Origin of the sequence: Crystallibacter degradans, from assembly GCF_012952295.1 — a bacterium.
Lineage (GTDB): Bacteria > Actinomycetota > Actinomycetes > Actinomycetales > Micrococcaceae > Crystallibacter > Crystallibacter degradans.
In genome coordinates, this window is sequence record NZ_JABBCH010000001.1 from 368535 (window position 1) to 394724 (window position 26190).

A 26190-nucleotide genomic window follows, 5' to 3' on the forward strand; every position below is an offset into this window, starting at 1 on the left:
CCGGAGGAAAGCCAGCGCGACGTCGTTGAGGTAACCTCTCCCGCCGCCGTCGCCCGCTTGAGCGACCGCGAGGATGTGGTCAAGGTCAAGCGCCGCTATGCGTTGGTCAACAAGGACCGCACACAGCATGAGGCGATGGTCGAGGACCTGCTGTTCATCCGCCGCGTGCTCGATGACGCAGGCATCGGCTACCTGCTGGTCCGGGGCAATGACGCGCGCCCGGTCATCGCCATCAACTGGGATGACCGCCGGGAACTTCAGGACGCACTGGCCGAGGCCTGCCTGAACGAGCCGTTCTACTCCATGACCGTGGACGCCAAGAAAAAGCGCGCGCTGCTGGTCGGCGACGGCCGGCTCGCCGAGGGCAACCAGGCCCGCATCTTCCGGCTCTACCGTCCCCGCATCGAGCCGAACGGCGGGCTGGTCTACGGCCAGTCGGCCGGCGTGCAGCTGGAACTGTGGATGTGGCAGGACGAGAAGCTCATCCTTCCCATTGAAAACTCGCTGACCCGGCGTTCCCTCCCTGCCGCCGAAGCCGTCCGCGGGACCGTGCGCCGGTACGGCCTGGACTGGCCCACCATCGAGAACATGTTCGCCGACCACGCCACGGACATCGACTTCGAGATCGACATCGTCTTCTCCTGGGTGGACGGCAACGACCCGGCCTACCAGGCCGCCCGCCGCAAGCGGATGGAAGGGGTCATCCTCGGCGAAGGGGACGACGCCGAGGCCCGCTTCCGCCAGATCAACGAACTCAAGTACGCGCTGCGCTCGGTGTACATGTTCGCCCCGTGGATCCGCAACATCTACATCGCCACGGACTCCCCCGTGCCGGAGTGGCTGAACGCCGAACATCCGGCCATTAACATCGTGCGCAGCGAAGAGCATTTCAAGGACCCCTCGGTCCTGCCCACGCACAACTCGCAGGCCGTCGAGGCCCAACTGCAGCACATCGAAGGCCTGAGTGAGCACTTCCTGTACTCCAACGACGACATGTTCTTCGGCCGCCCGGTGGGCCCGCACGTATTCTTCTCCCCCGGCGGCATCACGAAGTTCATCGAGGCCTCCACCCGCATCGGGCTGGGCGATAACCACTTGGACCGTTCAGGCTTCGAGAACGCCGCGCGCGTGAACCGCAAGCTTCTCTATGAGCGCTTCGGCCGCATCACCACCCGGCATCTGGAACACTGCGCCGCGCCCCTGCGCAAGAGCGTGCTGCTGGAAATGGAGAAGGAATTCGAGGCGGAGTTCGAGGCCACCGCGGCAAGCCGCTTCCGAGCCAAGGACAACATCTCGGTGACAAACTCGCTCTACCACTACTACGCGCTGCTGACCGGCCGCGCCGTCACGCAGACCGAGGCCAAGGTCAAGTACATCGACACCACCATGTACTCCGGGCTGAAATCGCTGGCGAAGCTGTTGAAGAAGCGCAACCATGACTTCTTCTGCCTCAATGACGGCAGCTTCCCGGAAGTTCCGGCGCTGGAGCGGCAAGAAGTTGTCACGGACTTCCTCGAGAAGTACTTCCCCATCCCCGCGCCCTGGGAAAAATAGAGGCTCGGGGAACCAGGTCGCTAAGCAGAACTAAGAGACCACGGGAAACTAACGACGGCGGGGGCCACCCGCCGTCGTTGGTTACCTGCGGCAGGCCTTGACCACCCGCGCCACCGCATGGCCGGCCGACCACACCAGCGGCACGGTGCAGACCAGCAGAGCCAGCGGATTGGGCCGGAACGAGGCTTTGCCTTGGCTATCCGGCGCCAGCACGCCCACCGGCAGCACCATTCCGCCGCCGCCACCGCCGCCTTCGCCGGTCTCCGATTCGCCGCCGCCGAAGCCGAATTGGACGAGCGCCACCGGAACCACCTGCTCGGAACCCACCTGGACGGGATCGCCGTAGGCCCTGCGCACGCCGAAAGAAGTCACCTTGTCGGCGATCGCGACGATGACGTTGGCCCTTTTGGCAGGTTCCGCCGCGCGAGTTGGGCCGGCCGAAGTCGGGCTGGCGGATGGACTGCTGGCGGAGGTTTCGGAAGAATCAGGCAACATGGCCCAAGCCTATTCAGCCTCGGCGCCGCTGGCTACAGCCGCCCCGTGGAAGCCGTAGACGCAAAGGTGGGTGCCGCCGTCGTTGTTAGACTCCGGCGAGCTGGCGGCTGCTTTCGGGAATCCGGATGCCGGCCGCGTCCAGCCGGCGCTGGGTTTCCTCCGGGGACACGTATTCGCCCACGGTGGCGTAGTCGCCGATCGGCACCACCGAGTGGACAATCGTCTCGTCGTACACGTGGACCAGGTTGTACGCTTGCGCCCCGTCGCGGCCACGGGTTCCGCCCACGGGAACGTTCAGGTCCTGCGTGTAGCACGTCGCCGACGCCACCGACACCGGAATGCCGGCGAACATGGCGGTGGTGGAATAATGCAGGTGTCCGGCCAGAATGGTCCGGACGTCCGTGTCCTCCAGCGCCTCGGCCAGCCGGCTCTGGTCCCGCAGTTCCACCAGCACGGACAGATCCTGCACGCAGGGCACCGGCGGGTGGTGCAGCGCCAGGATGGTGCCGTGCGGCGCGGACACCGCCAGCTCCCCCCTGAGCCAGTCCAGCTGGCTGTCGCTGAGCTCGCCGTGGTGGAACCCGGGCACGGTGGAATCCAGCGTGATCACGCGCAAGCCATCGACGTCGTACGCCTTATCCAGCGGGGACATGTCCGCCGGCTGATCCAGCAGACCCGCGCGCAGATTGGCGCGGTCATCATGGTTCCCCATGGCCCAGATGACCTGCGTGCCGAGGCGTTCCGCGGCCGGCTCGACGATGGCCCGGAGCTTGACGTACGCTTCCGGCTCGCCCTTGTCCGCCAAATCCCCCGTGAACACGATGGCCTGCGGACGCGCGCCGGAAGCCTCGAGTTCGGTGAAGACCTGCTGGAGCCGGGCCTCGCTGTCCACCTGTCCGTACAGGGGATTCGGACCGCCCACCAGATGGGTGTCGCTCATGTGCAGTATGAAATGGTGAGGCCGTGGATGCTCGGCCTGGATGTAATCCATCACTAACCTTCTGCTGTTTCGGAACCGGGATACCCGCTTCCTATTACATTCCATCCAAGCAGACGAGGCTCAAACCGCAAGTTAACGCAGGGCGGCATTTCGGTTTGTTTCGCTTAACTCAATCTCAGCGGCCCATGCATTAGCAACGCAGAACAGTCGGAACTGCTGCCCAAACAATCCACAACCGGGGGCACCGGCACGTGCGGGCGTCCGCTACCGGCAGAAGCGGCCTCCTGAACAGTGGCAGGAGCAGCCCGCCGGAAGTACGCTCGAAGTGACCGAGCCTGACAACCGGAAGGACCTGACATGAAGCTCAGCCACATTCCCCTGCGCCTGACCACCGGCGGATTTATCCTCAATTCCGGCATAGGCAAGATGAATCTGGACAAGGAAAGCGCTGCCGGCCTGCAGGGCATGGCCGCCAACATCCTGCCCCAGGTGAAGGAGATGGAGCCCGAGCAGTTCGGCAAGTACGTCAGCTACGGCGAGCTCGCCCTCGGCAGCGCGCTGCTGGCCCCGTTCATCCCCAGCCGGCTTGTCGGCCTGGGTCTCGCCGCGTTCTCCGGCACGCTGATCGGCATGTACCTCAAGACCCCGGGCATGACGCAGGAAGACAACGTCCGCCCCACGGCCGAGGGCACCGGCCTGGCCAAGGACATCTGGATGTTCGGCATCGCGCTGGCCCTGATCCTGGACTCCAAGGGCAAGCAGAAGGCGCTGAAGGTCTAGCCGGCACCTGTCTCTAAAGCCAACAACGACGGCGGCGCCTCACCTTTTGAAGGTGGGGCGCCGTCGTCGTCTGCTGAAAATACAGCTGATGGCGCCGGACATGAAACCGCGGTCGCACCCGCTTAGGATTGTTCCCGTGAGCAATTCGATCCACCCAGACGCAGGATTAGTGTCAGCCGATCGTGGCAGCGCGCCCAGGTCTGCGACCGGCAATCCGTTACTGCCCGCCAACGCTTTGGTCCGCCAGGCCACAGCCGACGACGCCGCTGCCCTGGCCGACTTGGCCGCGGCAACTTTCCCCCTGGCGTGCCCTCCGGTCATGACCGAGGACGACATCAACGGCTACATTGCCGAGCACCTCACCGAGGTCCGCTTCGGCAGCTATATTACGACGGCGGAACGAACCGTGCTGGTGCTCGAAGTGTCCAACGTGGATGCAGGCGACGCCCCCGCTGCTGGCACGGGCGGAAGGTTGGTGGGCTACAGCATGCTCATCCACACCCCTCCCCTGGATGTCGAAGTCCAGGCGGCTCTGACTTTGCGGCCTACTTCGATGCTGAGCAAGTTCTACATTCGGGCCGACGCCCACGGCAGCGGCCTGTCCCATCGGCTCATGGACGCTACCCTGTCCGCCGCCGCGGAAAACGGTTCGCGCGCGGTCTGGCTTTCCGTCAGCGAGGAAAACGTACGTGCCCAGAAGTTCTACGCCAAGAACGGATTCCGGACCGTTGGCGGTATGAACTTCCCCACCGGCCGCTTGATCCTGCGCGACTTCGTGCTGGAACGAGCGGTCTAAAAACCATACTCAGGCAATTCACAGGTTGCTCCCGGCCAACAATCAAGTTTAAGGCCTACTGTGAAGTTACCTCATAAAGGTGCGAGTGATGCGGCGCCGGCCGGTCGGAGTTTTCCCCCAACCTCCAACCAGCCGGCGCTATCTCTTTAACTTCCATCAGTAACCCCCACAGCGGATTCTAGGGGCCTATTACCCCACTGATCCTGCTGGCTTGTCCCACGCCCCCCTGCTGGCCACCGGTCGCGAGCTGCTTCGGCTGCCTTGGGCATCACGTCGCCGTGGTCGCCCTTGCAAGCTCAGCCGCTGAAAAATCTTCCGGTGCTTTTCCGCCGCTCTCCGCCCTGTGATGTGCGCGCAGTCACAAACTGTCGGTGCTGGTTCGTAGGGTGGGTGTATGGAAGATTTCCAGTTTGATTTCATACCGGCGCCGGAGCCGGACCGGGACCGTGGTTTGCGGGCGCTCGGTTTGGCGGGCAGTTCGCTGCTGGAAATCATGCTGCACAAACTCCTCCTCGATGCGTGGGCCGAGGAGAACCTGGCCTTCGGCGGCCGGCACGGCGAACCGTTCGACGAAGCGGCCGAGGAAGCCAACCAAGTGCTGGCGAAGGCTGCGGTGCTGCCGGAGGTGCCGGGCCTGCCGGAAGGCTGGGAGAACCTGGCGCCGGCGGCGCTGGCCGGGGTGCTGGAGCGGATTGATCCGGAGGCGCTGGATGATGTCGGGACCATTGATTACCTGCAGGCGTCCGCGAAGACCGTGGCGTGGCTGCAGTCCGGCCGGGTGAAGGCGTTGAACCGGTTCACCGAGCTGCGCCCGGCCGAAGGCGCCGAGACCGGCAACGCGCACGGGTTCTCCTCCTGCGCGGCAACGGAGATCGCCGCTGCCCTGGCCCAGCCCCGCGGGGCTGCGCAGAAAGACCTCGCCGAGGCCGCGCAGCTGTGCGGGCATTTGCCGGCTACGGTGGAGGCGATGGCCGCCGGGACCCTGGACCTGCCGCGGGCCACCGCGATCGCCCGCGGCTCCGCCGACCTGCCCGAGAATCTGCTGCCTGCGTTCGAGGCAGGGGTCCTGCCCAAGGCCGGCGAGATCACCGTCGAGAGTGTCCGGGCGCGCGCCCGCAAGGCCCGCGAACGTTTACACCCGGAAAGCCTCACCGTCCGCCACGAAAAAGCGAACCAGTCCCGCAACGTCGGCCTCGTGCCGCAGGATGACGGGATGGCCGAAGTCTGGTTCCGCTGCAGCGCGGACAAGGCGGTGATGGTGTTCAACCTGGTCCAGGCCCTCGCGAAGAAGCTGCAGGGCCCCGACGAAGCCCGCACCCTGCCCCAGCTGCGCGCCGACGTCATCACCGACCTGCTCGTCAACAACCCAGGCGCGTGTAACGGCACCGGCAACACCACCGGCACCTGCACGGGCGCCGGCACCTGCGGCGGCGGCAGCGCAGCCACCGGGACCGGGAACGGAACCTCTACCGGCACCTGTACCGGGAACTGCAAGGGGACGGGGACCGGTGCCGGGGCCGGGGTGACGGCCAGCGTCGCGGTCACGTTGTCGCTGGAGACCGCGGCGGGGTTGAGCAAGGGGCCCGGCGAACTCGCCGGGTACGGGCCGATCCCGCCGGAAATGGCCCGCAACCTCGCCGGACTCGCGGAATCCTGGCTGCCGGTGTTGACCGATGAATACGGCAACGCGATCGCCGCCGCGAAAGACCTGCGGCACCCGCCCGAATGGCTCAAACGACTCGTCCGCTTACGCGACGGGCACTGCAGCGGCCCCGGCTGCCGCGTCGAAGCCCGCTTCTGCGAAATCGACCACACCATCGCCTGGGAAGACGGCGGCAAAACCGTCCTCGAAAATCTCAAAGCCCTCTGCAAACCCGAACACGCTGCGAAGCACGCCGGCGGCTGGAAAGTCACCCAATACGCCGACGGCAGCACCACCTGGACATCGCGCACCGGCCACGAATGGACCAGCACCCCCGAAAACAGCTGGTCCATCCGCCCACCAACCCAACCACCACCACCGGACCTCTACACCCCACCACCCTTCTGACGCTTCTCAATGGAGGCGGCACGGCACCCCAAAGGTCAGACGCCGCCGTCGTTAATCAAGGCTCCAGGTCAGGGAGCGACCACGACGTGCTCGTTCGGCACGCAATGCGTCATGGTGAGCCCTTCGACGTTCCGCGGGCCGTTCTTGCCCAGGTTCTTCATCCGCGACACCTCGGCATCGGTAAGCGTCTGCGACTGCAACGGGCCAAGGTCCTTCACATCTTCGAGGCTGATACCCAGTCCCTCGCCCACGCGGGAGCCCAGTTCGTCGTCGACCATGTAGAAGTGCCAGAGCATGCGCTCCTGGACCTTCCGGTCCGCCTGCGCAATCAGCGTGGCGAAGTTGGTGACGAGGTCATCCTGCTCCCAGTCCTCCAACAGTTGGTAGCGCTGGCCTGCCTGCTCATAATCATTGGTGCGCGGAATGCGGGCACGGGTCAGCCGGCCGGTGAGTTCCGGGCCCTCAATGTCCTCCGTCTGGTAATGTCCCTCGCGCAGACCGCCTGTGATGGAGGGTTCATAGTTGACGCGCGGGTTCTGTCCCACGCCGAGATCGCGCCCGTAGGACATCTGGCCGCCGGTCTGGTTCGTGGCTACCTGGACACGTCGCGGCGAGTTCACGGGCAGCTGCAGATAGTTCGGTCCCACCCGGTAACGCTGGGTGTCGCTGTAGCTGAAGGTGCGGCCAACGAGCATTTTGTCGTCTGAGAAATCCAGTCCGTCCACCAGGACGCCGGTGCCGAAGGCGATCTGCTCGTTCTCGTTGTGGTGGTCGGAGACGTTCTCGTTCAGTGTCATGGTGCCAGCGAGTTTGGGCTCGAAGTCCTGTTCCGGCCAGGTCTTCGTGTCATCCAAAGGGTCCCAATCGAGTTCCGGATGCTCGTCGTCGCTCATCATCTGCACGTAGAGATCCCATTTCGGGAAGTCGCCGCGTTCGATCGCTTCAAACAGGTCCTTGGAAGCATGCCCGGTGTCATTGGCCTGGATGTTCGCCGCGTCCGCTTCGGTCAAGCTCTTCACACCCTGGTGCGGCTGCCACGTGTACTTCACCAGGACCGTGTCGCCGGTCTGGTTGCACCACTTGTAGGTGTTGACGCCGAAACCCTGCATGTGGCGGTAGTCCGCCGGGATGCCGCGCGGACTGAACAGGTTGACCAGCATGTGTAGGCACTCAGGTGTCTGCGACATGAAGTCAAAAATCCGCGCGGGCTCCTGCCGGAAGGTGATGGGGTCCGGCTTGAGCGCGTGGATCACGTCCGGGAACTTGATGGCGTCCCGGATGAAGAACACCGCCAGGTTGTTGCCGACCAGATCCCAGTTGCCGTCCTCCGTGTAGAACTTCACTGCGAAACCGCGCGGGTCACGGGCTGCTTCCGAGGAGTCATGGCCGCCGATCACCGTGGAAAACCGCACTGCCACGTCCGTCTTCTTGCCCGCTTCCTGGAACAGCTTCGCCCGCGTGTACTTGGAGATCGGTTCGTCGCCCCACTTGCCGGTGGCTTCGAACGTGCCGAAGGAAACGAACCCGCGCGCATGGACCACCCGTTCGGGAATGCGCTCCCGGTCAAAGTGGCTGATCTTCTCCAGGAACTGGTAGTTCTCCAGGGTGGCCGGACCCCGTGGGCCAACCGTCCGCTGGTTCTGATTGTCGTAAACCTGATGCCCTTGCCGGTTGGTCAGGATGGACCGGTCATCGCCTTCTGCTGGTGGCCGATTGGCTGCATCTGTCATGGTCTTACCTTCTTAGGGGAAATGGATGCAAGGTGGCCCGGGACAGGCCATCGCCCGTAGTTACCACTCTGTTACCGGCCGCGACAGAGGTCAATAGGTGCAGACGCCAAGAGACAACAGCCGTGAATGAACGCCCTGGCCGACGCCTCCTTGCACCAGTCACTGCAGTTATCAGAGCACAGCCCACCGAGGTCAATAGGCATCATGAACGACGGCGGGGCGCGCGGCTACCCAGGTCAGGTCCAGCCCGGCGTGCGGACAGTCGACGGACCACTCCGTGAACCCGGCGGCGAGCGCGTCCGGATCATCCGACGCGAACAGCACTACACCGGGATAATCACGCACAACCCGGGCCAGCATCTGTCTGCCGTCCCGGTCCAGGTCCGCGTCCAGCCTGTTGATCACCAGCACCGGCGGCTCCCCCAGCATTGCCCGGGCCAGCACCAGCCGCGCCCGCTCCGAGGTGGACAGAGGCTCGCCGCCGCGTTTGAGCATGGTCTGCTCGCCCCGTTCCAGCCGTGCAATAGATCCGGCCAGCCCCACCCGTTCCAACGCAGCCGATCCTTCCGCCGCGTCCAAATCAGGCCTGCGGTAGCGCACACTGCGCGCGATCGATCCCCGCTCCAGGAAGGCTCCGGCAGCGGCATAGCCCACCAGCCGCCGCCGGTCCCGTCCGCCACTGTCCAGCAGCGACATGCCGTCGACCTGAGTGAACGCATCTGGATCGCTGCGCACACCGATCAACGTTTCCAGCAGCCTGGTCTCCACTGCCGGATCGGCGGAGCGGATGCGCACCCGCTGCCCCGGCCAAGCCCGAAGCTCCGGGACGGGGCAGTTCCGGCATTCCGACAAGCCCGCCACCAGGAGCATGCCCGCATCCTCACCGTTCATCACCTCATCGTTCAGTGTCTGCCCGTTTGGAGCCTCCTCATTCGCGCCCACGGCATTCACACCCACCACACCGGCGTGGCGCCCGTAGGCGGCAACCCGCCGTCGTCGTTCGTTTCCTTGCGTTGCCGAAACGGCGAGGGCTGGACCGAGGATCCGGCGTGCGGCCTTGAAGTTCTGCCGGTATTCGACGGCGCGGCCCATGTCGGTAATGGGGGCCGCGATCATGCCGACGATGGTCAGCGCGGCGGCGACGGTCGCCGTCGGAATGGCCTGCCAGCTGCCCACGGCGGCGACGGCAGCCGTGCCGAGCGAGGCCGCGGCGGCAGCGGCACCACGGATGGAGCCGGAAGCGGCGGCGCGGTGCACCGCCGCGTCGACCACGTTGCGGCCGGCCTTGTCCACCTGCTTGACCTCGCGCTCCTCGCCACCCGCGGCGCGGATCGTGCCGGCTGCCATGACCGTATCGGCGAGCCGTGCCGCGAGCCGCCCGCGTTGGCGCCGCAGGGCACGCGCGCGTTCAAAGGCCGGTCTGGCCAACATCGCCAGGCCTGCGGCCAGGATGGCCAAGGGAACGACGACGGCGAGGGCGAGTCCCGGCGCGAGCAGCCACAGCGCCACCGCGGTGCCGAGGATCAGCGGGATGCCCACGGCCAGCGGCGCAATCCCCATCGCAATCCAGTCGCGCACGCTGGAGAGGTCGTTGGTGCTGCGCGCGATGGTCACGCCCGGCGACGGTCTCCGGTCGGTGGCCAGCGCGGATTTCACCAGGCCCTTGCGGATCTGATGGATGTAGTCCTGGCCGAGCATCTCGCCGAGCACCCGTTCGAGGGCCCGCAGGCCGCCGATGGCCAGCGCGGCCGCGGCGAGTCCGGCGACGAGGGGAACGATATTCCCGCCACCAGTTGTCGGGGCCTGGTCGAGCAGCCACATCATCAGCAGCGCGCTGGCCCCGGTCACCGCCGCCATGGCCAGGCCGGCGCCGACCAGCAGCGCCATCAGACCGCGACGCCGCCCGCTCAGCAGCCTGGGCAGGCCGGGCGGAAGATTCTTGCTGGGCATGCTTCGCACCTGCCTTATTTGCGCGCGGGCAACAGGTCCAGGGCCGTTGCCGGGTTGCACAGATCGTAGGTATTGATCACGCGGGTGGTGATCACGCCGGCGGCTTCCCGGGCGGCAAGCGGCGAGGCGGTGAGCAGGCCCGAGACAGCCGGGACGGAAACGCCGGCTTCCTGCAGGACACCGATCCCCGCCGTAGCGCCCAGGGCATCCGCGGCGGCGAACACCACATGGTCGACGGCCGCGTGGAAAACCGGGTCATGGAGCAGCCGGCTGGTTTCGCCCTGGTATGCGCCGTCGGCAATTTCCACCACGATCACATCGGTCTCGGCCGTGGTCAGGGTGTCGATGAGGCTGGTCAGCAGGCCGCGCACGGTTTCGTAGTCCAGCAGATAAGTGGTCGGGAAGCCAAAGTCGGTGAAGTCCAGCACCAGGCGGGCACCGGCGTCGGTGAAGAGGCGCGGATCGTTGCCGGAGCCGGTCCCGGTCGCCTTGCCCGCGGAAACCCGCAGGCCCGCTGCATCCAGCCCGTTGACCAGGCAGCCCAGCGTGGTCGACTTGCCGGAATTCATCGAGGTACCCAGCACCGCAATCACCGGCGGCCGGCCGGGCAGTTCGGTGGCGTGGTTGACGGCGTGCGGTGCCAGGTCCTGCAGGTTGACCACCACACCGTCCTTGGCGAGCAGGCCGAGCGGCTGGATAGTGGTGGCCTTGTCGATGTCCGCGTGCTGTTCAAGGACGCGGGCGGCCAGTCCGCCGCCGGCCACCAGGCTGCATTCGCCGAGGTCATCCGGCACGACGGCGAGGAACTGGTCCGGCGCGTAGCGGTTCCCGAAGGCGACCAGGATTTCGTCGCCGGGGAACATGGCCTGGCGGCGCGATGCCGGACTTTCCAGCTTCGTGTGCTTCCCGAGCTCCACGACCCTGGCCAGCACCACGTCGCCGGCGGCCGGAACGGTGTGCAGCAGTTCGTAACCTGCCGGATCGAGTGCCAACCGGTCCGCCAGGAACCGGGTGGTGTAGGCCTTCTTGGCCCGCTGCAGCCGCTGCGGATCCGCGGTTACTGCTGTGCCGGCGGCGCTGGTGGTGAGGGAAAGGGCTTCGCTGGGGTGGGCGACGAGTGTCACGGTCTTCTCCTTGGTCCGGGTTTGCTGTCAGTAATGACTAAACCGGGCCCAGATGAAAGGGACATGATGTACCGATGAGAGCGCTCTCATGAACCGTTTACCCTCGGTTCATGTTGCGTGCACCGCGGCTTCAGCCGGCCCTGCCGCCTGGCCCGGAATCCCCCGGACCGCCGCACCCATTCGCGCGCCAAGCCGCGGCGTCGTTTCCCATTGGCACCGCGGTGGGGCAGGATTGATGCAGACAACTGGACATGAGGAGGCCTAAGTGCTGGCACTGGTGCGACACGGTGAGACCGACTGGAATTCGGCTGGACGGCTGCAGGGGCATACGGACATCCCGCTGAATGAGTTGGGCTGCAGGCAGGCTAACGACGCCGGCGCCAAGCTGGCAACGGAGGAATGGAACCTTTTGGTTTCATCACCTTTGCGCCGCGCCCGCGAGACCGCAGAGATCATCGGCAAGCACGTCGGGCTGTCGATCTCCGTCACCCTTCCCGGCTTGATGGAACGGGATTTCCGTGACGCCGAAGGCACGGTACTGCTGGGCATGGACCGGCCCGAGATCGACAAGCTGCTGCTCGTTTCCGAGCCGGAAGCCGAAGTGGCGGCACGCAGCATTGCCACCCTGCAGGAGCTGGTCCACGCGAACCCGGACCAGCGCATCATCGTCGTCGCGCATGGCACGCTCATCAGGGTGACCATGGGGCTGTTGCGCGGCGAAGCCCATGCCCATGTCATCAACGGCGAAGCCATCGAGCTGGAGCCGGACCTGCTGCTCGGGTTCAAGGCGGAGCACGTCGCCGGCTAGTTCCGGCTAATTCAGAGCAGCGACTGGATCACCAGTGTCCATCGGTCCAGCCATTCGCGCGAGCTTGCCGGGTCTTCCCAGGACTTCTCGTTGAGGTACAAACCCTGGACCGGAACCGTGGCACCGAGCTCAACGAGTACCGGTTTGAGCAGTAACTCCGGGGCCAGCGCGTGGGCCGGGCCGGCGCCGAGCATCAACGGCACCGCGACAACGCCTTTGAGCCCGTCGCCGGTTGCGAACTGATCAAGGAAGAGTTTGAGCACTCCGGTATAAGTGGCCTTGAAGGTCGGCGACGCGAAGATCACCAGATCGCTCGACTGGACTGTCGTCACGGCCGCAGCGACGGCGTCGTCCCCCCACCCCAGTAGGCCCGGCCCCAAAGTGATGACGTCGATGGCATGGTCCACCGGGGCTCCGGTGATCTGTTCGGCCACGAGCCGGGCCGCGGCAAGGGTCCGGGAGGCCGGCTTCGGGTTTCCTGCAACTACGGTAACAGTCATACAGGGACGCTACCGTTCTGTCTCGGCCCTGGGGAGCCACGTGTCAGGACGTTACAACCCGGCTTCGCTGCCACCCGTTCGCATGATGGACGAATGCTTTTATTCGGCGTTACACTGAATGACCAAATCAGCACCCTTAGCAACTGAATAACGCATGTCCCCTCTGACCCCGCGTCCGGGCGGACGAATCATCAGGCCTTCCAATACGCCCATCCCCAGGACCGTTAGGACATCTGCCATGCGTGAGAATAGGTACACGGCCACAGCCAAAGCCAACAGCAAGCATCCGTACGACTGGGGCCGCGCCATGGCCCTGGCAGTCTCCAAGCTATTGCACCAGGCAGAGGATGACGGCCTTGCCACCCAGCGCAGGAACCTCTACGACGAGGATCTGCGCCTGAGGATCAGCGAACTGGCGGACGGCATCCAGATCACGCTTTCCTGGTCCCCCGTGGCAGCACCCGCCGCTGAAACCGCAGCCACCTCCCCATTGACCGTAGAACGCGTGACCGTCGCCTAAGGTCAAGAGCCACACCGAATGCCGGTGCGGCTCTTAGCATTCCTGCCGGCTCAGTTGCCTTCCGAATAGCTGTCCGCCGGCACTGCGATCTGGAACCCGCAGGCGCAACGGAGCACCAGCGTGTCCAGTTCGACATGCGGCAGAGTGTCCGCCTCGGGATCATGGTTGAGCACCGGATCGTAGATGGGCCGCTGGGCGGAATCAAATGGCCGCATCGGCTCGCCGCAATGGATGTAGGCGGTATCGATTGCCACCAGCCAGCCTGCCTCATCGGTCGAGCCCAGCCATGGCTTCCGGGTCTGATGCCCGTAGAAGCTTTCACACTCGGCACATGAATAGCTGATGTTCCACAACGGATGCCCGCTGAGATCCTGCTCCTCCGCGGGCTCGACCTCTTCAACAATCAAATAGTCGTCTGTGGCGCAGACGGAGCACCAAGGATCAGAGACTTCGTCATCCCTGCCGATGGGCCGGTAGCGCTCTTTGTGATTGGGCATTACCACTCTCACTTCCTTCACAGAAGATCAATCTGGCCTTTGCTACGCCAACCCCCAACTAGATCTGGTCTAACTACCACTAAGTATACTTACCGGTTCAACTTACAGTGTAAACCTGACAACCGGCCGTAGGGTGCGAACCGCATGAACTCGCCAACTTTGCCTCCCTATTAGTTTGATTGGCACAATCAAACTTTAGGACGTATCCTCATCATGTGCAAAAGATTCAAGGGGCCGGAAGTCAGGCTGACACCGGCCCAACCGCGGGCGACAAAGTGCGGTCCAGCGTCACCCAATTGATCCGCTGGGCTGCGCGTTCGCAGGTCCGCAAAGAACTGTTTGGCCCCGCCGCTTCAGACATGTCCCCCAACGATGTGGCGCTGCTGGACTACATCAGCAAAAACGGCCCCGTCCGCGTCTCCGAACTTGCCGTCCAGCACGGCGTCGATAAATCCACCATGACCCCGCAGGTCCGTCGGCTCGACGACAAGGGGCTCGTGGACCGCCAGTCAGATCCTGGCGACGCCCGGGCAACCCTGGTCAGCACCAGCGAAGAAGGCCGCGAGATGCAGCGCCAGATCGGTGCGGCCGGAGCCGATCTCTTTGACGAGGTCCTGGCTACCTGGTCCGCGAAGGACCGTGAAACACTTGCGCGTATGCTGGACCGCTTCGTCCAGGAACTCGCTGACCACCAAGAAACCGGTTTCGAACCAGTCCCCGAAGGAAACACTAAGTGAGCGTCCCCGCCCCCACCCGGAACATACAGGAGTTCAAAACCAGCCCTATGACTCGATTGCTCCTCGCTCTGGATAACTGGCGGCGCCGTGCCTCCGAGGCCAGCCTTGGCCTCCCGCTGGGAATTCTGGCTGTCACGGCCACCTTTTGGCTTGTGGTCTGGCTGGCGGACCATGCCCTGCAGGGCTCTATCTCCCCCGTGGGCGTACTCGTCCGGATCTACGGGACAGGCGCATTTGTCATGTTGACGCTGCTCATGGTCGCGATCGCGGTCTGGATGATCGTTCAAAGGTTGGGCTACCGTGACGTGTTCTTCGACGGCACGGACGACAGCGCAGAACAGCCGCCGCCGGCCCCGATGTGGGATTCCTCCATCCCGGACTTCACCGGACAGATCACTAAACTGGTTTCTTCCATGGATGCCCCGGTCTCCCCGCTGGCTCTTACTACCTCGACCAACCCAGCCGTCGAAGCACCGTCAGAGAGCGGCATGCCGGCCGACCAGCCCACGACTTCCAGCAAGCAGACCGCCTCCACGGCCCCTGCCGCACCTGCCGGGCAAACATGCGAAACTGCGGAGCCAACAACCGCAGCCCCAGCAACCGAAGTTCCCACCACCGCCAAACCGCCAGCACCGGCCAAGAGTGGAACGAGCCTCAACGCGAAGGCGCCTGCGGCGAAGGCATCTGCGGCGAAGGCATCTGCGGCGAAAGCCTCAACCGCGAAAGCGTCCAAAACGAAGCCGCTGCTGAAACGCAAAGGCCGCACAAGACCGCGGCCATAGCGGACCAGTGCACCATTAGGAACGCCACAGGTAGGAACGCCACAGGCCTCTTGACGGTCTACTGAACCTGGAGGATAGTCCAACTGGTTGGGGTTTGTTTCCAGTAATTGGAAAACCGACTGGTGGACCGGAAGGACGCAGGGCTTGGGGCCGATGTTTCTACCGGCTCATGAGGACGTGGCATTGAATACCTTCGGATCCGGGCTCGCGGTCCCGGGTCATTGGCTGAGCCGGAATGGTTGGAGCTCGTCATGCTATCTCTTGAAGAAATACAAACATTGGCTGCCTTGGTCGCGGGACCTGTTACGGCACCTGGGGCGCCGGGCTACGCGGAGGATACCGCCGCGTTTAATCTCGCTGCCGTATATCGACCGGACGTGGCCCTTGGTGCTATGAACGCCGCTGATGTTGTGGCGGGCATACAGTGGGCTGCAGCCCACAATATTCCCATCGCGGTCCAAGCCACCGGCCATGGAGCCAACAGCTCCATCGAAGGCGGTCTGCTGATCAATACCAGCCGTATGCAGGACCTGCAGATCGATTCGGTGGAACGGACGGCGCGGATCGGTGCCGGAGTGAAATGGCGCAGCTTGCTGGCAGCCAGCGTTCCGCTCGGCCTGGTCGGCCTGCACGGTTCAAGTACCGACGTCGGCGTCGTCGGCTATACGCTCGGCGGAGGGTTGCCTCTTCTCGGCCGGGCATACGGTTTTGCCGCCGATCATGTACGAAGCTTCGAGATCGTCACACCGGACGGCGTGCTGCGCCACGTGGACGCGGAGCATGAGCCGGAATTGTTCCGCCTGCTACGCGGCGGCAAAGGCAACTTCGGTATCGTAACCTCCTTGACCTGCAACCTTCTGCCCGTTGACGAGTTCTACGGCGGTGGCATCTTTTTCCCCGGGACAGATGCAGCCAACGTACTCTCCACCTTCAACCGTTGGTGGCCGACCCTGCCCACGAAGGCAGCCACCTCTATCGCGCTGTTGCGGCTCCCGGATCTGGATTTCGTACCGCCACCTTTGCGCGCGCAATTCGTCGTTCACCTCCGCTTCGCTTATCCCGGGCCGCAGGAGGAAGCCGAGACCCTGTTGGCGCCCATGCGCATGGTTTCATCACCGATCATGGATATGGTCGGGCCAATGAGTTATCTGGACGTCGATATGGTGCACTTCGACCCACAGGAACCGCTGCCATACGAAGAAGCCGGCGCGCTGCTGCACAGTTTCGACGGCGATGCCGAGGCGGCCTTCCTCGCCGCGGCTGGCCCGGACTCGGACTGCCCCCTCATTCTGATCGAGCTTCGTCCACTCGGGGGCGCGCTCTCCCTGGGTGGCGTCGGAACGGACGCGGTTTCCGGACGAGACGCCGCATTCTCTCTGCTTGCCATTGGTTTGACGGCCCCGCCCATAGCAACTGCCACTACCGCGGCCATCCGGTCTCTGTTGCAAGCAATGGCGCCCTATTCCACAGGCCGGACGCTGGTGAACTTCCACGGAACGCCTGGGGACGCCACGGACCGTGCCCGTGCTTGGTCCCCGCAGGCGTACGAGGAGCTCGCTACAGCCAAGAGCCGCTGGGATCCCGCGAACCTGCTGCGCTTCGGCCATACGATCAGGGCGGAGGCAGCACAGGGTCCGGAAAGAGCGGATCGTCCAGCTCCCGCCCCACCTGCCGAGCTATCCTAGGCAGGATGCAGACCTTCCTGCCCTTTCCTGACTTTGCTGCCAGCGCGGCCGTCCTCGACGGGCCGCGCCTGGGCAAGCAACGGGTGGAGACATTGCAGATCCTGCGCGCGTTGGTTGTCCCCGACTACGGTTGGCAGCGGCATCCGGCAGTGCGGATGTGGATGGGGTACGTGCCGGCGCTGGTCCGCTACGGCTTGGCCATGACGGACGAATGGCTTGCACGTAGCCATGCGGACGGCACCCGCGGGTTGATCCGTGAGTTCGCACCGGAAGCTGAAAGCGCGGCGCCAGCGGCTCCGCCGTGGCTGGGCGATGAAGATTTTCACCGGGCCCATCGTTCCAACCTGATCCAGAAGGATCCGGGATTCTACGGGCCCCGCTTCCCCGGCACTGCCGATGCCCTGCCCTATATCTGGCCCGAACCGTCCACCGAACTGGTCCCCGCTGAAGTCACCGGCCCGCGCTTGTGGATAGCCCGCACCCAAGGCGGGCAAGGCGCAAAGCCGGGCACCGCCGTCGTTAGTCTTCCTGCTTTGACGCCCGCCGGGGTGCCGGTGCGGGGGAAGAAGGCCAGGCAGTTGGATGCGTTGCTCAACGAAGCGAACGACGGCGACCTGGCCGCCTTACCGCTCGACGGCGGCTTGCGCTTCGCTACCGGTACGCTCGGTCCGGTCACCGGTGCGGCGGACACGCTCGCGCGGACGTTGGTGCTCAGCGGGGAAATCAGCCGGACGGATTTTGACTGTCCCGCCTTGCTGCAGGACCCGCGGCTGTTCTTCGCCGTCCCGCTTCCGGCAGTTCTCCGCGGTGCTCCGGGGCCGCGATCAACTTACCGTTAGTCCGCCGGGTTTAACTGCGCGGCAGCCGCCGCCTGATGGTCGGGATTCCCTGTTGTCATCGCATACACGCCGTAGTTGATGGGGGCGGCGGACATTAGCTCCGCGCATTGGTCGGCCAGCCGCGGCGGTACGCGTCCGCCGTCGTCAAGATAGCTGCGTACGGTGAGGTCAAAGGCCTCCGGGGTGGAAACCATGTGGTGGAACATGAAGTCCAGCGCCGGATCCGCCACCTTGGCAGTGGTCCAGTCGAGGACGGAACGGATTTCGGCGTTCTCGTCCAGCAGCAGGTGCGCCGGGTAAAGCTCCCCGTGGGTGAAGACGGTGAAGTCCGGCCAATAGCTGTCCTCGGCCAGCCAGGCGTTCCAGCGTTCCAGCAAGTTATCGGCTATCTGGAATTCGGCCTCCACCTTGGCCAGATTGGTGCGCCATTCCTCGCGTACCTCCTCCGGGGTCAGCGTGGGAATGCCGGCGGAATGGGCCTGCTCTGCGTCGATCCGGTGCAGCTGGGCGATCAGCCGACCCAGCGAGGCACAATAGGTTGGCGATTCGCGGTCGAAATGCCAGACGGGCTGGCCGTCCTCCACCGTCAGGCCCGGCTCCCCCGGCAGCGCTGGATACGCGATCAGTGAGCGGCTGCGGATCCGCCAGTCCGGCACCGCGGCGGAAAGTTTACCTTTGACCAGCTTGAGGATTTTCGCTTCGTCGGCGATCTTGGCGGAGACGTCCGGCCGGCGCGGGATCCGCAGGACCCAGTGTTTGTTGTCCCTGGCGACGGCGAACGCCACCAGGTAATCCAGGCCGGCCTCATTGAACGTGACGCTGGTGGAATCGATATTCAGTCCGTGTTCCTGGGCCAGTTCCGCGACCGAGGCGGCGGTGAATTCCGGTTCGTCTGACATGGCGGTCCTCCTTGCGTTGGTGCCACTGTACCGAACGGATGCTAGCGTGGCCCGGCGACAAAACGGTTTCGGCCCGCGATGCCAAAGACGGCAGCCAGCGGGTTAACGTTCCTGGGCTTGTGTGAGATCGGCTTCTATCCGGTGGGCAGCCTGCATAAGGGCGGTGCAGAAGTCCAAGCCGGGCGATTCCTTGATCCGGCTGAGCGGCATGGCGAGACAGATCGTGGCAATTATCTGGGTTCGTGACATCACCGGTGCACTCACGGAGCCAAGACCGGGTGTCCTCCTCCCGACAGGCGATCCCGAGCCGTGCCGTCTCCTTCAGATTAACGCTGCCGATCTGCCTGCCGGTCCTGACGCGGGAGTGCGGGCGGGCCTATGCTGAAGGGCAACCGGCCCTTTGCCACGAGACTGCTGCCAAGAGAAGAGAGAAACCATGGCCTCCGATCCGCGCACGCCCGATAACGTTCCCGCCCGTGACGAGTCGGGGCACGAGGAACCTGGCAAGCCCGGCGCTTCAGGCACTTCCAGCCGCGGCACCGTTCCCGGTGCTTCCGGCGGTGCCGTGGTGCCGAAAGGGAAAGCAGGGAAAGAGAAGGGCAGGGCCGGGACAGAAGAACCCAAGCAGCCCGAGCCGGCGGACAGGGACGTTGAGGAGAAGCCGCGGATAACCCGGGCCGGCATGATCTGGACCGCCACGGTAGCGGGCTTGATTCTGCTGGTGCTGCTGATCATCTTCATCGCGCAGAACCAGGACCAGGTCACGCTGCGCTACTTCGCCTTGGAGGGCAGAGTAAACCTGGGTCTGGCCCTGTTTATTGCGGCAGTGGGCGGCGGACTCTTGACCGCCGTTGCCGGTGCCGCCCGGATCATCCAGCTTCGGGCCGTTGCGCACAAGGACCGGAAGCGGAAACGGAACCAGACCCGCTGAACGGACACCCGGCGAGTCTCAGCCGATGACGGTCAAGGCCCTGGGCACCGACTCCACAACCACATCCGTTTCGGCGCTGACGGTCATGACTTCGCCGTCGGTCTGGACGGGGATGCTGTCCGTTGTAGTGAAGGCGTAGCTGCTGACGCTGGGCTGTTCGCCCAGGCCCACCGTGACGGCGCGGAGGGTCATGAGCGCAATGCGCCATTTACTGGCGTGCGGCAGCATCACCACTTCGAACCTTCCGTCCGCTGGATCTCCGGATTCGCTCACCCGGCCGTACTTGGCCATCTCCGGGATGTTGGCCAGCACCAGGCTGTCCAGTCTGGCCCGGGCGCCATCGGCCCGGGCAATTTCGAAGGGCCGCAGTCCGGCAACCGTGCGCGCTACGGAGATCAGCTCCTTGATGACGCCCTTCTGGCCCCCTTCGATACCGATCGCCATCAGCGGCGTCAGGCCGAACCCTACATAGGAGTGGGCGTAGCGTGACCATGCCTGCGGCCCATCGCCAACGCGCAGCCTGAGCAGATCGATCTGCCGGACCTCGCCGTCCACGATCGCTTCGATCAGGGCCTGTCTGCGGGTGCTGCGGCGGTGGTCGTTGGCATTGCCGCCGGCCATGACCGCGCAGACGGCCTGCGTTTCCGGGACGTCCATCACGCCGTTCACCACTTCATTGAAGCCGCCGTCGCCGCTGATGGAGACGATCAGCGGCCGCCCCTCCCCGGCTGCGGCGCGCGCCAGTTCGCGGGCATGGCCAGCCGACTTCGTGTGCCGCAGCTGGACCGGCACAGCGGGCAGCCGAAGGGCCAGGTCCTCCCGCAACTGCTCGGCCAGGTAGAACGGGAACTTGACGGCATCCGGGTTGTAGATCAGCACAATCCGTTCGAAACGTCCTGAAGGAGAACTACTCATACGGCCAGCTTAATCATGCTGAACCGATGGCGTGCGCCATTGCGGGTGGACGGACGGACGTACGCTGAGCAATCGAGCCCAAGGAGGCACCGCCGTCGTTGTCTTGTTTGCGGTTGTCCGGGCGGTCAGGCGTGGACATCATCGGCGGCGGTTCCACGGCGCAGCGTCTCGCCCCGGAAGAAGCCCGGGTGCCGCTTGTACATCACGAACATCAGCACCGCGCCGAGCAGGATCACGCCGCAACCGAGGATGAAGACCAGGCCAACGCCGCCCACCGACGAGCCGGAGCCGTAGGCCGGATCCAGCGAGTCCTTGGCGGTCTGGAAGAACATCACCAGCAGGATGATCCCGCCGAGCAGCGGCGAGAGGAACTTGAAGAAGAAATTCCGGGCGCCGGCGAATGCTTCGGCCCGGAAGTACCAGACGCAGGCCAGCGCGGAGACGCCGTAGTAGAAGCAGATCATCATGCCCAGCGCCGTGATGGTGTCCCAGAGCGCGTTCTCGGACAGCACCCGCGTGACCGTGTAGAACGCTCCGGAAGCGATGGCCGCGGCCACCGTGGCGTAGCCCGGGGACTTGAAGCGCGGACTGATCCGCCCGTAGCTCGCGGGCAGTGCGCGGTAGTGGCCCATAGCGAGCATGGTGCGCGCCGGGGATACGAACGTCGACTGCAGGGACGCCGCCGAGCTGCTCAGCACGGCCAGCGACATCAGGATGGCAAACGGTCCCAGCACCGGTCCGGCCAGGGCTGCGAAGATGCTTTCCTGGTTCTCCGGGTTGCCGGCGCCGAGACCCTCGGTCCCGATCCCGGCGTAGCTCAGCACGGCCAGCGCCATGAGCATGTAGAGCACCACGATCACGAAAATGGTGGCGGCAGCGGCGCGGCCAGGGGTCTTCTCCGGGTCCTTGGTCTCCTCGTTCATGGTCAGGGTGACGTCCCAGCCCCAGTAGATGAAGATGGACAGCGAGACGCCGGCGGCGAAGGTCGAGAAGGAATCCACCGCGAACGGATTGAACCACTCGGCGCTGATGGCCGATGCGTCGAAGGCCGTTCCGTTGCCCACGTGGACAAAGGCGGCGACGGCGAACCAGGCGAGCACCAGCAGCTGGAAGCCCACCAGGATGTACTGCAGCTTCTTGGTGGTTTCCATGCCGCGGTAGGACACCCAGCACGCCAGCGAGATGAACACCAGGGTGGTGGCAATGTTCAGCGGAACGCTTTCGGCCAGCGCGGCCAGCGAAGCGTTCCCGGTGACCTGCGCCAGCATCAGGTAGAAGAACTCCACCGCAACGGCGGCCAGGTTCGAGAGCACGATGATGGTCGCGGCGACCAGTCCCCAGCCGCCCATCCAGCCCACCCACGGACCGAAGGCGCGGGTGGCCCAGGTGAACGAGGTGCCGGAATCAGGCATCGCGTTGTTCAGCTCGCGGTAGCCCAGCGCCACCAGGAGCATCGGGATGAAGCCGACCAGGAAGATCGCCGGCAGCTGCACCCCCACCTCGGCAATGGTCGGCCCCAGCGACGCGGTCAGCGTGTAGGCCGGGGCGATGCAGGAAACCCCAATAACGACGGCGCCAAGCAGCCCGACCGTACCGCCCTTCAGGCCCTTGCGGCTCAGCCCGGATGCCCTCCGGGTGCCGGTGGATTCACTCATGGCTAGCCATCCTTGTTTAGGTCCGCCGGTGTGGTCCGGTCGGGGGTGGTCGGGCCCGGGGTAGTCCGGTCCGACCGGTAGTTGCGCGGCACCACGACCATCGGTACGGGCAGCGTCCGGAGCACCTTGTTGGCCGTTGCGCCCAGGAAAAGCCGGTTGTTCCGGGCCAGGCGGCTGGAGCCGATCATCATCAGCTCCCCCTCGTCCCAGTCCAGTCCCTCGATGGCATCCTCAATGGTCTTGCCGTGGGCCACCGTCCTGGTCACTTTGCCCGGAAGCAGGGCCGCAGCCGCGGCAAAACGCTCGGACATGTTCGCTTCTGCGGCGCGGACGGCTTCAGGGTTGTCCGGGTCCAGGGCCACCAGGGACACCAGCCGCAGCGGCAGCGACCGCCAGGATGCCGCCCCTACCGCTGCCTGCATAACGTCGTCGGCGCCGGGCCTGGTTCCGATCCCGCAGGTCAGGCGCGTGATCGATGCCTGCCGCCGGTAGCCCTTGGGTGCCAGCGCCACCGGCACGTCGGCGGCGTGCAGCAGCGCCGAGGCAACGCTGCCGATGCTGAACCGGCGCAGCAGACTGCTGCGGGCAGCGCCCACCACGATGACCGCGGCGGAGAACTCGCGCGCGGCCTCGATCAGGCCCTCGGCGGTTGACTCGGCCTGGCGTACATGGGCCTTCGCCGTCACATCATGGGGCACCAGTGCGAGGCCCTCGGCCAGCCACTGATCGAGCTGCTCTGCCAGAATCCGTTCGTAGCCCCGGCCCGACGGAGGGTACGTTCCGGCATAGGGCGAGTCCGGCGATTGGACCATGACCAGGTCCAGTGAGGCCTGCTGGCTGCGGGCCAGGGCCGCGGCCAGGTTGACCGCGGCCCTGCCGTTCTCGGTGGCCGTGTACCCGACGACGTACCTGCGCATGCTGCTCACGCCCCGTGGCGCGCGGTCCCGGCAGGCTCCCCGGCTGCAGTTTCAGCTGCGCCAAGAATCCGGGCGGCGGTTTGCTGGCCCATCCGGACGGCCCCGTCCACATGCTGGTAGCCTTCGGCCGCCAAATCCGAGCACGACCAGTAGATCGGGCCGACCGGCGTGAGCTGGTCCTTGCCGTAGCGGTGCAGCCCGCCCAGGTCGTAGCTGGCCGCATAGGCTCCGCGGGTCCATTCCTCCGAACCCCAGTCGGATTCGTAGTAGACCACCGGCTCCAGCGCCTTCGGACCAAGGTATTCCGCCACTGCACCCAGGACGGCGGCCCTGCGGTCCTCCGCGCTGAGCTCGAACATGGCGTCGGCCTTTTCATCGGAGATGAAGCCCACCAGCGTGCCGCGCGGATCCTGGTAGTTGGTGTTGTCGTAGACTTCCTGCACCACGGAGGCCGGGCTGAAACAGGTGCCGGAGAGGCCCTCTTCACGCCAGAACGGTGTCTCGTAGACGGCATGGACCTTGATCACCAGTCCCAGCGACTGGTGCTGGTGCATCTGGTGCTGGCGGCGCGGCAACGGCGGCTCGAAGGAGACCCGCGAGTACAGGTTCGGCGGCACGGCCATGATGGCGTAGCGGGCACGCACGGTGACGGAATCCGAAATGGCGGTCACGCCGTCGTGCGTTGAATCCGCGGCAGCAGTGGCGGCATCCGGTGCCTGCCCCGCCCACCGCAGCGTGCGCACCGGGCTGTTGAGTACGACGTCGTCCCCCAGCTTTGCGGCGAGGCGTTCCGAAACCTGCTGCATGCCGCCGATGACGCGCTTGTCCAGGATGAAATTGTCATCCACCAGATTGCTGAAGGACCCGGCGGAGGCGGCCATCAGCACGGCCTGCAGCGCGGAGAAGGAGTGCGCGGGCTTGGTCAGCATGCCGCCGGCGATGAAGAGGCCGATGTTGTTGCAGGCGTCCTCGTCGGTGGACTGCTTGCGGAGCCAGTGGTGGAAGGAAATGGTGTCCAGTTCCCGCGCCATCGGATGGGTCCAGGGTGCCTCGGGACCGGCCTCCGCGGCGAGCGTGTCCAGGATCCCGATCAGGCGGTTCATTTCGGCCTGCGTCCGCTCGCTGACGGGGAACAGCTCGCCGGTGTAGCGCTTCCGCTTTGCGTCCGGACCGATGTAGATGGATTCACCGTGGCGGTAGCGCGGGAACGTTTCCAGACCCAGTTCATCCAGCAGTCCGAGCAACGCGGTCTGGTCCGGGGAGACCCACTGGCCGCCGATCTCCAGCATGGCGCCGTCGATGGTGTCCGTCCAGGTACGGCCGCCGACACGGTCGCGCGCCTCCAGCACGGCGACGCTCAGGCCGGCCTTCTTCAGCTCCCAGGCGGCCGTCAGTCCGGAGGGTCCTGCGCCGATAATAACGACGTCGCGTTCCATGGTGCTCACTCTTTCACTCCTAGTGTGTTTTCAATAAATGAATAGCGTTCATTTACTTTAACTGTAGCCGGTGGCCGGGCGGATGGGAAGCGGAACGTAGGATATTTTTAGCGGCCCGCACGGGGCCGGTTAATGAACGAGCCACAAGGAGGCCCGCCATCGCGGTTTCAGCATCGGGGACGCACCGCTCTGCCGGACGCCCGGCACAGAAGGTTCTGTCCAAGGAGCTCATCACCTCGGCGGCCCTGAAGCTGATCGAGGCCAGCGGCTATGACGCCCTGACCATGTCCGCCCTGGCCAAACGCCTGGGTGTCGCGCCGTCCGCGCTGTACAACCATGTAAAGTCCAAGCACGATGTCCTCCTCCTCCTGCAGGACCACCTGATGAACAGGGTGGACGTCAGCGGCTTCGGCACGCTGCCCTGGCCCGAGGCCGTGCGGAATTGGGCCTGGTCCTACCGCGACGTGTTCACCCAGCACTCCCCGCTGATTCCGGTCATCGCCGTGCTGCCCGTGACCGGCGCACCACGTACCCTGCAGATGTATGAAGAACTGACCCGCGGCTTTCTCGACGCCGGCTGGCCCGAACCTTTAGTGGTTCCGGCAATCGTCGCATTGGAGTCCTTTATCTTCGGCTCCGCCTTTGACGTGGCTGCTCCCGAGGACATATTCGAAACCGGCGAACTGGCCGATTCCAGCCCGCACTTCACCTCGGCTGTCCGGGCGCGCCAGTTGCCGGCAGACGGAGCGCCGGCGGATGCGGCCTTCCGGTTGGGACTCGACGGCCTCATTTCCGGGCTGGACGCCCAGCGGCGCGAATGGGCCGACGCCCCCAGCAACGCCGGGTAACTCAGCGCGCGGCCAGCATCTTCGCCCGCCGGTTGGACAGGATCTGCCCGCCGATCACAATGAGCAGCGCAATGATGAACATGGCCGAACCGATCACGTTGGCCTGTGCGGGAATGCCCCGGGTTGCCGCGACGTAGATGAACTTGGGGAATGTGTCCACGTTCCCGGAGTTGAAGTTGGTGATGATGAAGTCATCGAAACTCATGGCGAAGGCCAGCAGCGCCGCCGCCACGATGCCCGGCAACAGCAGCGGGAAGGTGACCCGCCAGAAGGCTTGGATCGGCGATGCATACAGGTCCGCCGCGGCCTCCTCCAGCTTGGGATCCAGGCTGGCGACGCGGGCTTTCACCGCGACCACCACAAAGGAAATGCAGAACATACTGTGGGCGATGATGATGGTCCCCACCCCCAGATCAACGCCGATGTTCAGGAACTGGGCCAGCAGCGAAGCGCCCAGCACCACTTCCGGCGTCGCCAGCGGCAGGAAGATCAGCATGTTCGCCGTGGCGTTGAACTTGAACCGGAGGCGGACCAGCCCGATAGCGATGGCCGTGCCCAGGATGGTGGCGATGACGGTGACAATCGAGCTGATCTGCAGGCTGTTGGCCAGCGACTCGCACACCGCGGGCGCGCCGCAGGGGTTGCGCCAGTTATCCAGGGTGAAGCCGCGCCAGCTGAGGTTGGTCCTGCCGGCGTCGTTGAACGAAAAGGCGAACACATAGGCAATGGGCACCAGCAGGAACAGGAAGGCCAGTCCGCCGAAAGCCGGTACCAGCCATGGGCCGATTCTTCTTCTCATGAG

The 26190-nt window shown here is 65.1% G+C and carries 25 protein-coding genes; 12 read left to right on the forward strand and 13 right to left on the reverse strand.

Features of this window, described 5'->3' with window-relative positions:
* Positions 1-135 precede the first annotated feature (135 nt).
* Positions 136-1554 carry a stealth family protein gene (locus HGO92_RS01600; protein ID WP_169991998.1) on the forward strand — a complete coding sequence of 473 codons (1419 nt, stop codon included), beginning with the start codon at positions 136-138 and terminating at the stop codon, positions 1552-1554.
* A gap of 81 nt (positions 1555-1635) precedes the next feature.
* On the opposite strand, the gene HGO92_RS01605 is transcribed toward HGO92_RS01600, so the two are convergent.
* A complete protein-coding gene (locus HGO92_RS01605) occupies positions 1636-2049 on the reverse strand; it encodes a hypothetical protein (RefSeq protein WP_346768813.1) in 414 nt (137 codons plus the stop codon).
* A gap of 85 nt (positions 2050-2134) precedes the next feature.
* Entirely contained in the window at positions 2135-3040 is a 906-nt protein-coding gene (locus HGO92_RS01610) for a phosphodiesterase (RefSeq protein WP_169991243.1), read from the reverse strand.
* A gap of 306 nt (positions 3041-3346) precedes the next feature.
* Here HGO92_RS01610 and HGO92_RS01615 point away from each other — a divergent pair, with 306 nt between their 5' ends.
* From HGO92_RS01615 to HGO92_RS01625, 3 genes are all read left to right on the forward strand, one after another.
* Positions 3347-3769 carry a hypothetical protein gene (locus tag HGO92_RS01615; protein ID WP_169991245.1) on the forward strand — a complete coding sequence of 141 codons (423 nt, stop codon included), beginning with the start codon at positions 3347-3349 and terminating at the stop codon, positions 3767-3769.
* A 169-nt stretch (positions 3770-3938) separates the two neighbouring features.
* The gene (locus HGO92_RS01620; RefSeq protein ID WP_346768814.1) at positions 3939-4565 is read left to right on the forward strand and encodes a GNAT family N-acetyltransferase; all 627 of its coding nucleotides are present in this window, start codon (positions 3939-3941) and stop codon (positions 4563-4565) included.
* Between the two features lie 394 nt (positions 4566-4959).
* Entirely contained in the window at positions 4960-6615 is a 1656-nt protein-coding gene (locus tag HGO92_RS01625) for an HNH endonuclease signature motif containing protein (protein ID WP_169991249.1), read from the forward strand.
* Positions 6616-6683: 68 nt separating this feature from the next.
* Here HGO92_RS01625 and HGO92_RS01630 read toward each other — a convergent pair whose 3' ends face one another.
* The 3 genes from HGO92_RS01630 to HGO92_RS01640 form a co-directional block, all read right to left on the reverse strand.
* Positions 6684-8345 carry a catalase gene (locus HGO92_RS01630; protein ID WP_169991251.1) on the reverse strand — a complete coding sequence of 554 codons (1662 nt, stop codon included), beginning with the start codon at positions 8343-8345 and terminating at the stop codon, positions 6684-6686.
* A 192-nt stretch (positions 8346-8537) separates the two neighbouring features.
* A complete protein-coding gene (locus HGO92_RS01635; protein ID WP_169991253.1) occupies positions 8538-10295 on the reverse strand; it encodes an ABC transporter transmembrane domain-containing protein in 1758 nt (585 codons plus the stop codon).
* A gap of 14 nt (positions 10296-10309) precedes the next feature.
* Positions 10310-11419, reverse strand: coding sequence for a DUF1611 domain-containing protein (locus HGO92_RS01640; protein ID WP_169991255.1), 1110 nt, complete (start codon positions 11417-11419; stop codon positions 10310-10312).
* Positions 11420-11684: 265 nt separating this feature from the next.
* Between HGO92_RS01640 and HGO92_RS01645 the strand changes: the two genes are divergently transcribed.
* Positions 11685-12227 carry a histidine phosphatase family protein gene (locus HGO92_RS01645; protein WP_169991257.1) on the forward strand — a complete coding sequence of 181 codons (543 nt, stop codon included), beginning with the start codon at positions 11685-11687 and terminating at the stop codon, positions 12225-12227.
* 11 nt (positions 12228-12238) lie between these two features.
* Here the strand turns inward: HGO92_RS01645 and HGO92_RS01650 are convergent, their stop codons facing one another.
* Positions 12239-12727 carry an NADPH-dependent FMN reductase gene (locus HGO92_RS01650; protein ID WP_169991259.1) on the reverse strand — a complete coding sequence of 163 codons (489 nt, stop codon included), beginning with the start codon at positions 12725-12727 and terminating at the stop codon, positions 12239-12241.
* A 238-nt stretch (positions 12728-12965) separates the two neighbouring features.
* Between HGO92_RS01650 and HGO92_RS01655 the strand changes: the two genes are divergently transcribed.
* Entirely contained in the window at positions 12966-13247 is a 282-nt protein-coding gene (locus HGO92_RS01655; protein ID WP_169991261.1) for a hypothetical protein, read from the forward strand.
* Positions 13248-13297: 50 nt separating this feature from the next.
* Here HGO92_RS01655 and HGO92_RS01660 read toward each other — a convergent pair whose 3' ends face one another.
* Positions 13298-13744, reverse strand: a complete 447-nt coding sequence (locus HGO92_RS01660; protein WP_169991263.1) for a hypothetical protein — start codon at positions 13742-13744, stop codon at positions 13298-13300.
* A 359-nt stretch (positions 13745-14103) separates the two neighbouring features.
* On the opposite strand from HGO92_RS01660, the gene HGO92_RS01665 reads away from it, so the two are divergent.
* From HGO92_RS01665 to HGO92_RS01680, 4 genes are all read left to right on the forward strand, one after another.
* Positions 14104-14481, forward strand: a complete 378-nt coding sequence (locus HGO92_RS01665) for a MarR family winged helix-turn-helix transcriptional regulator (protein ID WP_169991265.1) — start codon at positions 14104-14106, stop codon at positions 14479-14481.
* Positions 14482-14528: 47 nt separating this feature from the next.
* Positions 14529-15263, forward strand: a complete 735-nt coding sequence (locus HGO92_RS01670) for a hypothetical protein (protein ID WP_169991267.1) — start codon at positions 14529-14531, stop codon at positions 15261-15263.
* 251 nt (positions 15264-15514) lie between these two features.
* Positions 15515-16948 (forward strand): FAD-binding oxidoreductase, encoded by a 1434-nt coding sequence (locus tag HGO92_RS01675; RefSeq protein WP_169991269.1) that lies wholly within the window; start codon positions 15515-15517, stop codon positions 16946-16948.
* A 5-nt stretch (positions 16949-16953) separates the two neighbouring features.
* Positions 16954-17787: an MSMEG_6728 family protein gene (locus tag HGO92_RS01680; RefSeq protein WP_169991271.1), complete on the forward strand. Its 834-nt coding sequence runs from the start codon at positions 16954-16956 to the stop codon at positions 17785-17787.
* Here the strand turns inward: HGO92_RS01680 and HGO92_RS01685 are convergent.
* Positions 17784-18686 carry a macrolide 2'-phosphotransferase gene (locus tag HGO92_RS01685; RefSeq protein ID WP_169991273.1) on the reverse strand — a complete coding sequence of 301 codons (903 nt, stop codon included), beginning with the start codon at positions 18684-18686 and terminating at the stop codon, positions 17784-17786. The two genes, HGO92_RS01680 and HGO92_RS01685, sit on opposite strands and share 4 nt — an antisense overlap.
* Before the next feature lie 436 nt (positions 18687-19122).
* Between HGO92_RS01685 and HGO92_RS01690 the strand changes: the two genes are divergently transcribed.
* Positions 19123-19617: a LapA family protein gene (locus tag HGO92_RS01690; protein ID WP_169991275.1), complete on the forward strand. Its 495-nt coding sequence runs from the start codon at positions 19123-19125 to the stop codon at positions 19615-19617.
* Between the two features lie 18 nt (positions 19618-19635).
* Here the strand turns inward: HGO92_RS01690 and HGO92_RS01695 are convergent, their stop codons facing one another.
* The 4 genes from HGO92_RS01695 to HGO92_RS01710 all read right to left on the reverse strand — a co-directional run bounded on the left by HGO92_RS01695 (position 19636) and on the right by HGO92_RS01710 (position 24549).
* Positions 19636-20532 (reverse strand): diacylglycerol/lipid kinase family protein, encoded by an 897-nt coding sequence (locus HGO92_RS01695; RefSeq protein WP_169991277.1) that lies wholly within the window; start codon positions 20530-20532, stop codon positions 19636-19638.
* A gap of 125 nt (positions 20533-20657) precedes the next feature.
* Positions 20658-22187 (reverse strand): APC family permease, encoded by a 1530-nt coding sequence (locus HGO92_RS01700; protein ID WP_169991279.1) that lies wholly within the window; start codon positions 22185-22187, stop codon positions 20658-20660.
* A 2-nt stretch (positions 22188-22189) separates the two neighbouring features.
* Positions 22190-23104 carry a universal stress protein gene (locus tag HGO92_RS01705; protein ID WP_169992000.1) on the reverse strand — a complete coding sequence of 305 codons (915 nt, stop codon included), beginning with the start codon at positions 23102-23104 and terminating at the stop codon, positions 22190-22192.
* A gap of 5 nt (positions 23105-23109) precedes the next feature.
* Complete coding sequence (locus tag HGO92_RS01710; protein WP_169991281.1) at positions 23110-24549, reverse strand: FAD-dependent oxidoreductase; 1440 nt, start codon at positions 24547-24549, stop codon at positions 23110-23112.
* Between the two features lie 221 nt (positions 24550-24770).
* On the opposite strand from HGO92_RS01710, the gene HGO92_RS01715 reads away from it, so the two are divergent.
* Entirely contained in the window at positions 24771-25388 is a 618-nt protein-coding gene (locus HGO92_RS01715; protein WP_346768843.1) for a TetR/AcrR family transcriptional regulator, read from the forward strand.
* 1 nt (position 25389) lies between these two features.
* Here the strand turns inward: HGO92_RS01715 and HGO92_RS01720 are convergent, their stop codons facing one another.
* Positions 25390-26187 carry an ABC transporter permease gene (locus tag HGO92_RS01720; RefSeq protein ID WP_169991283.1) on the reverse strand — a complete coding sequence of 266 codons (798 nt, stop codon included), beginning with the start codon at positions 26185-26187 and terminating at the stop codon, positions 25390-25392.
* Positions 26188-26190: the final 3 nt, after the last annotated feature.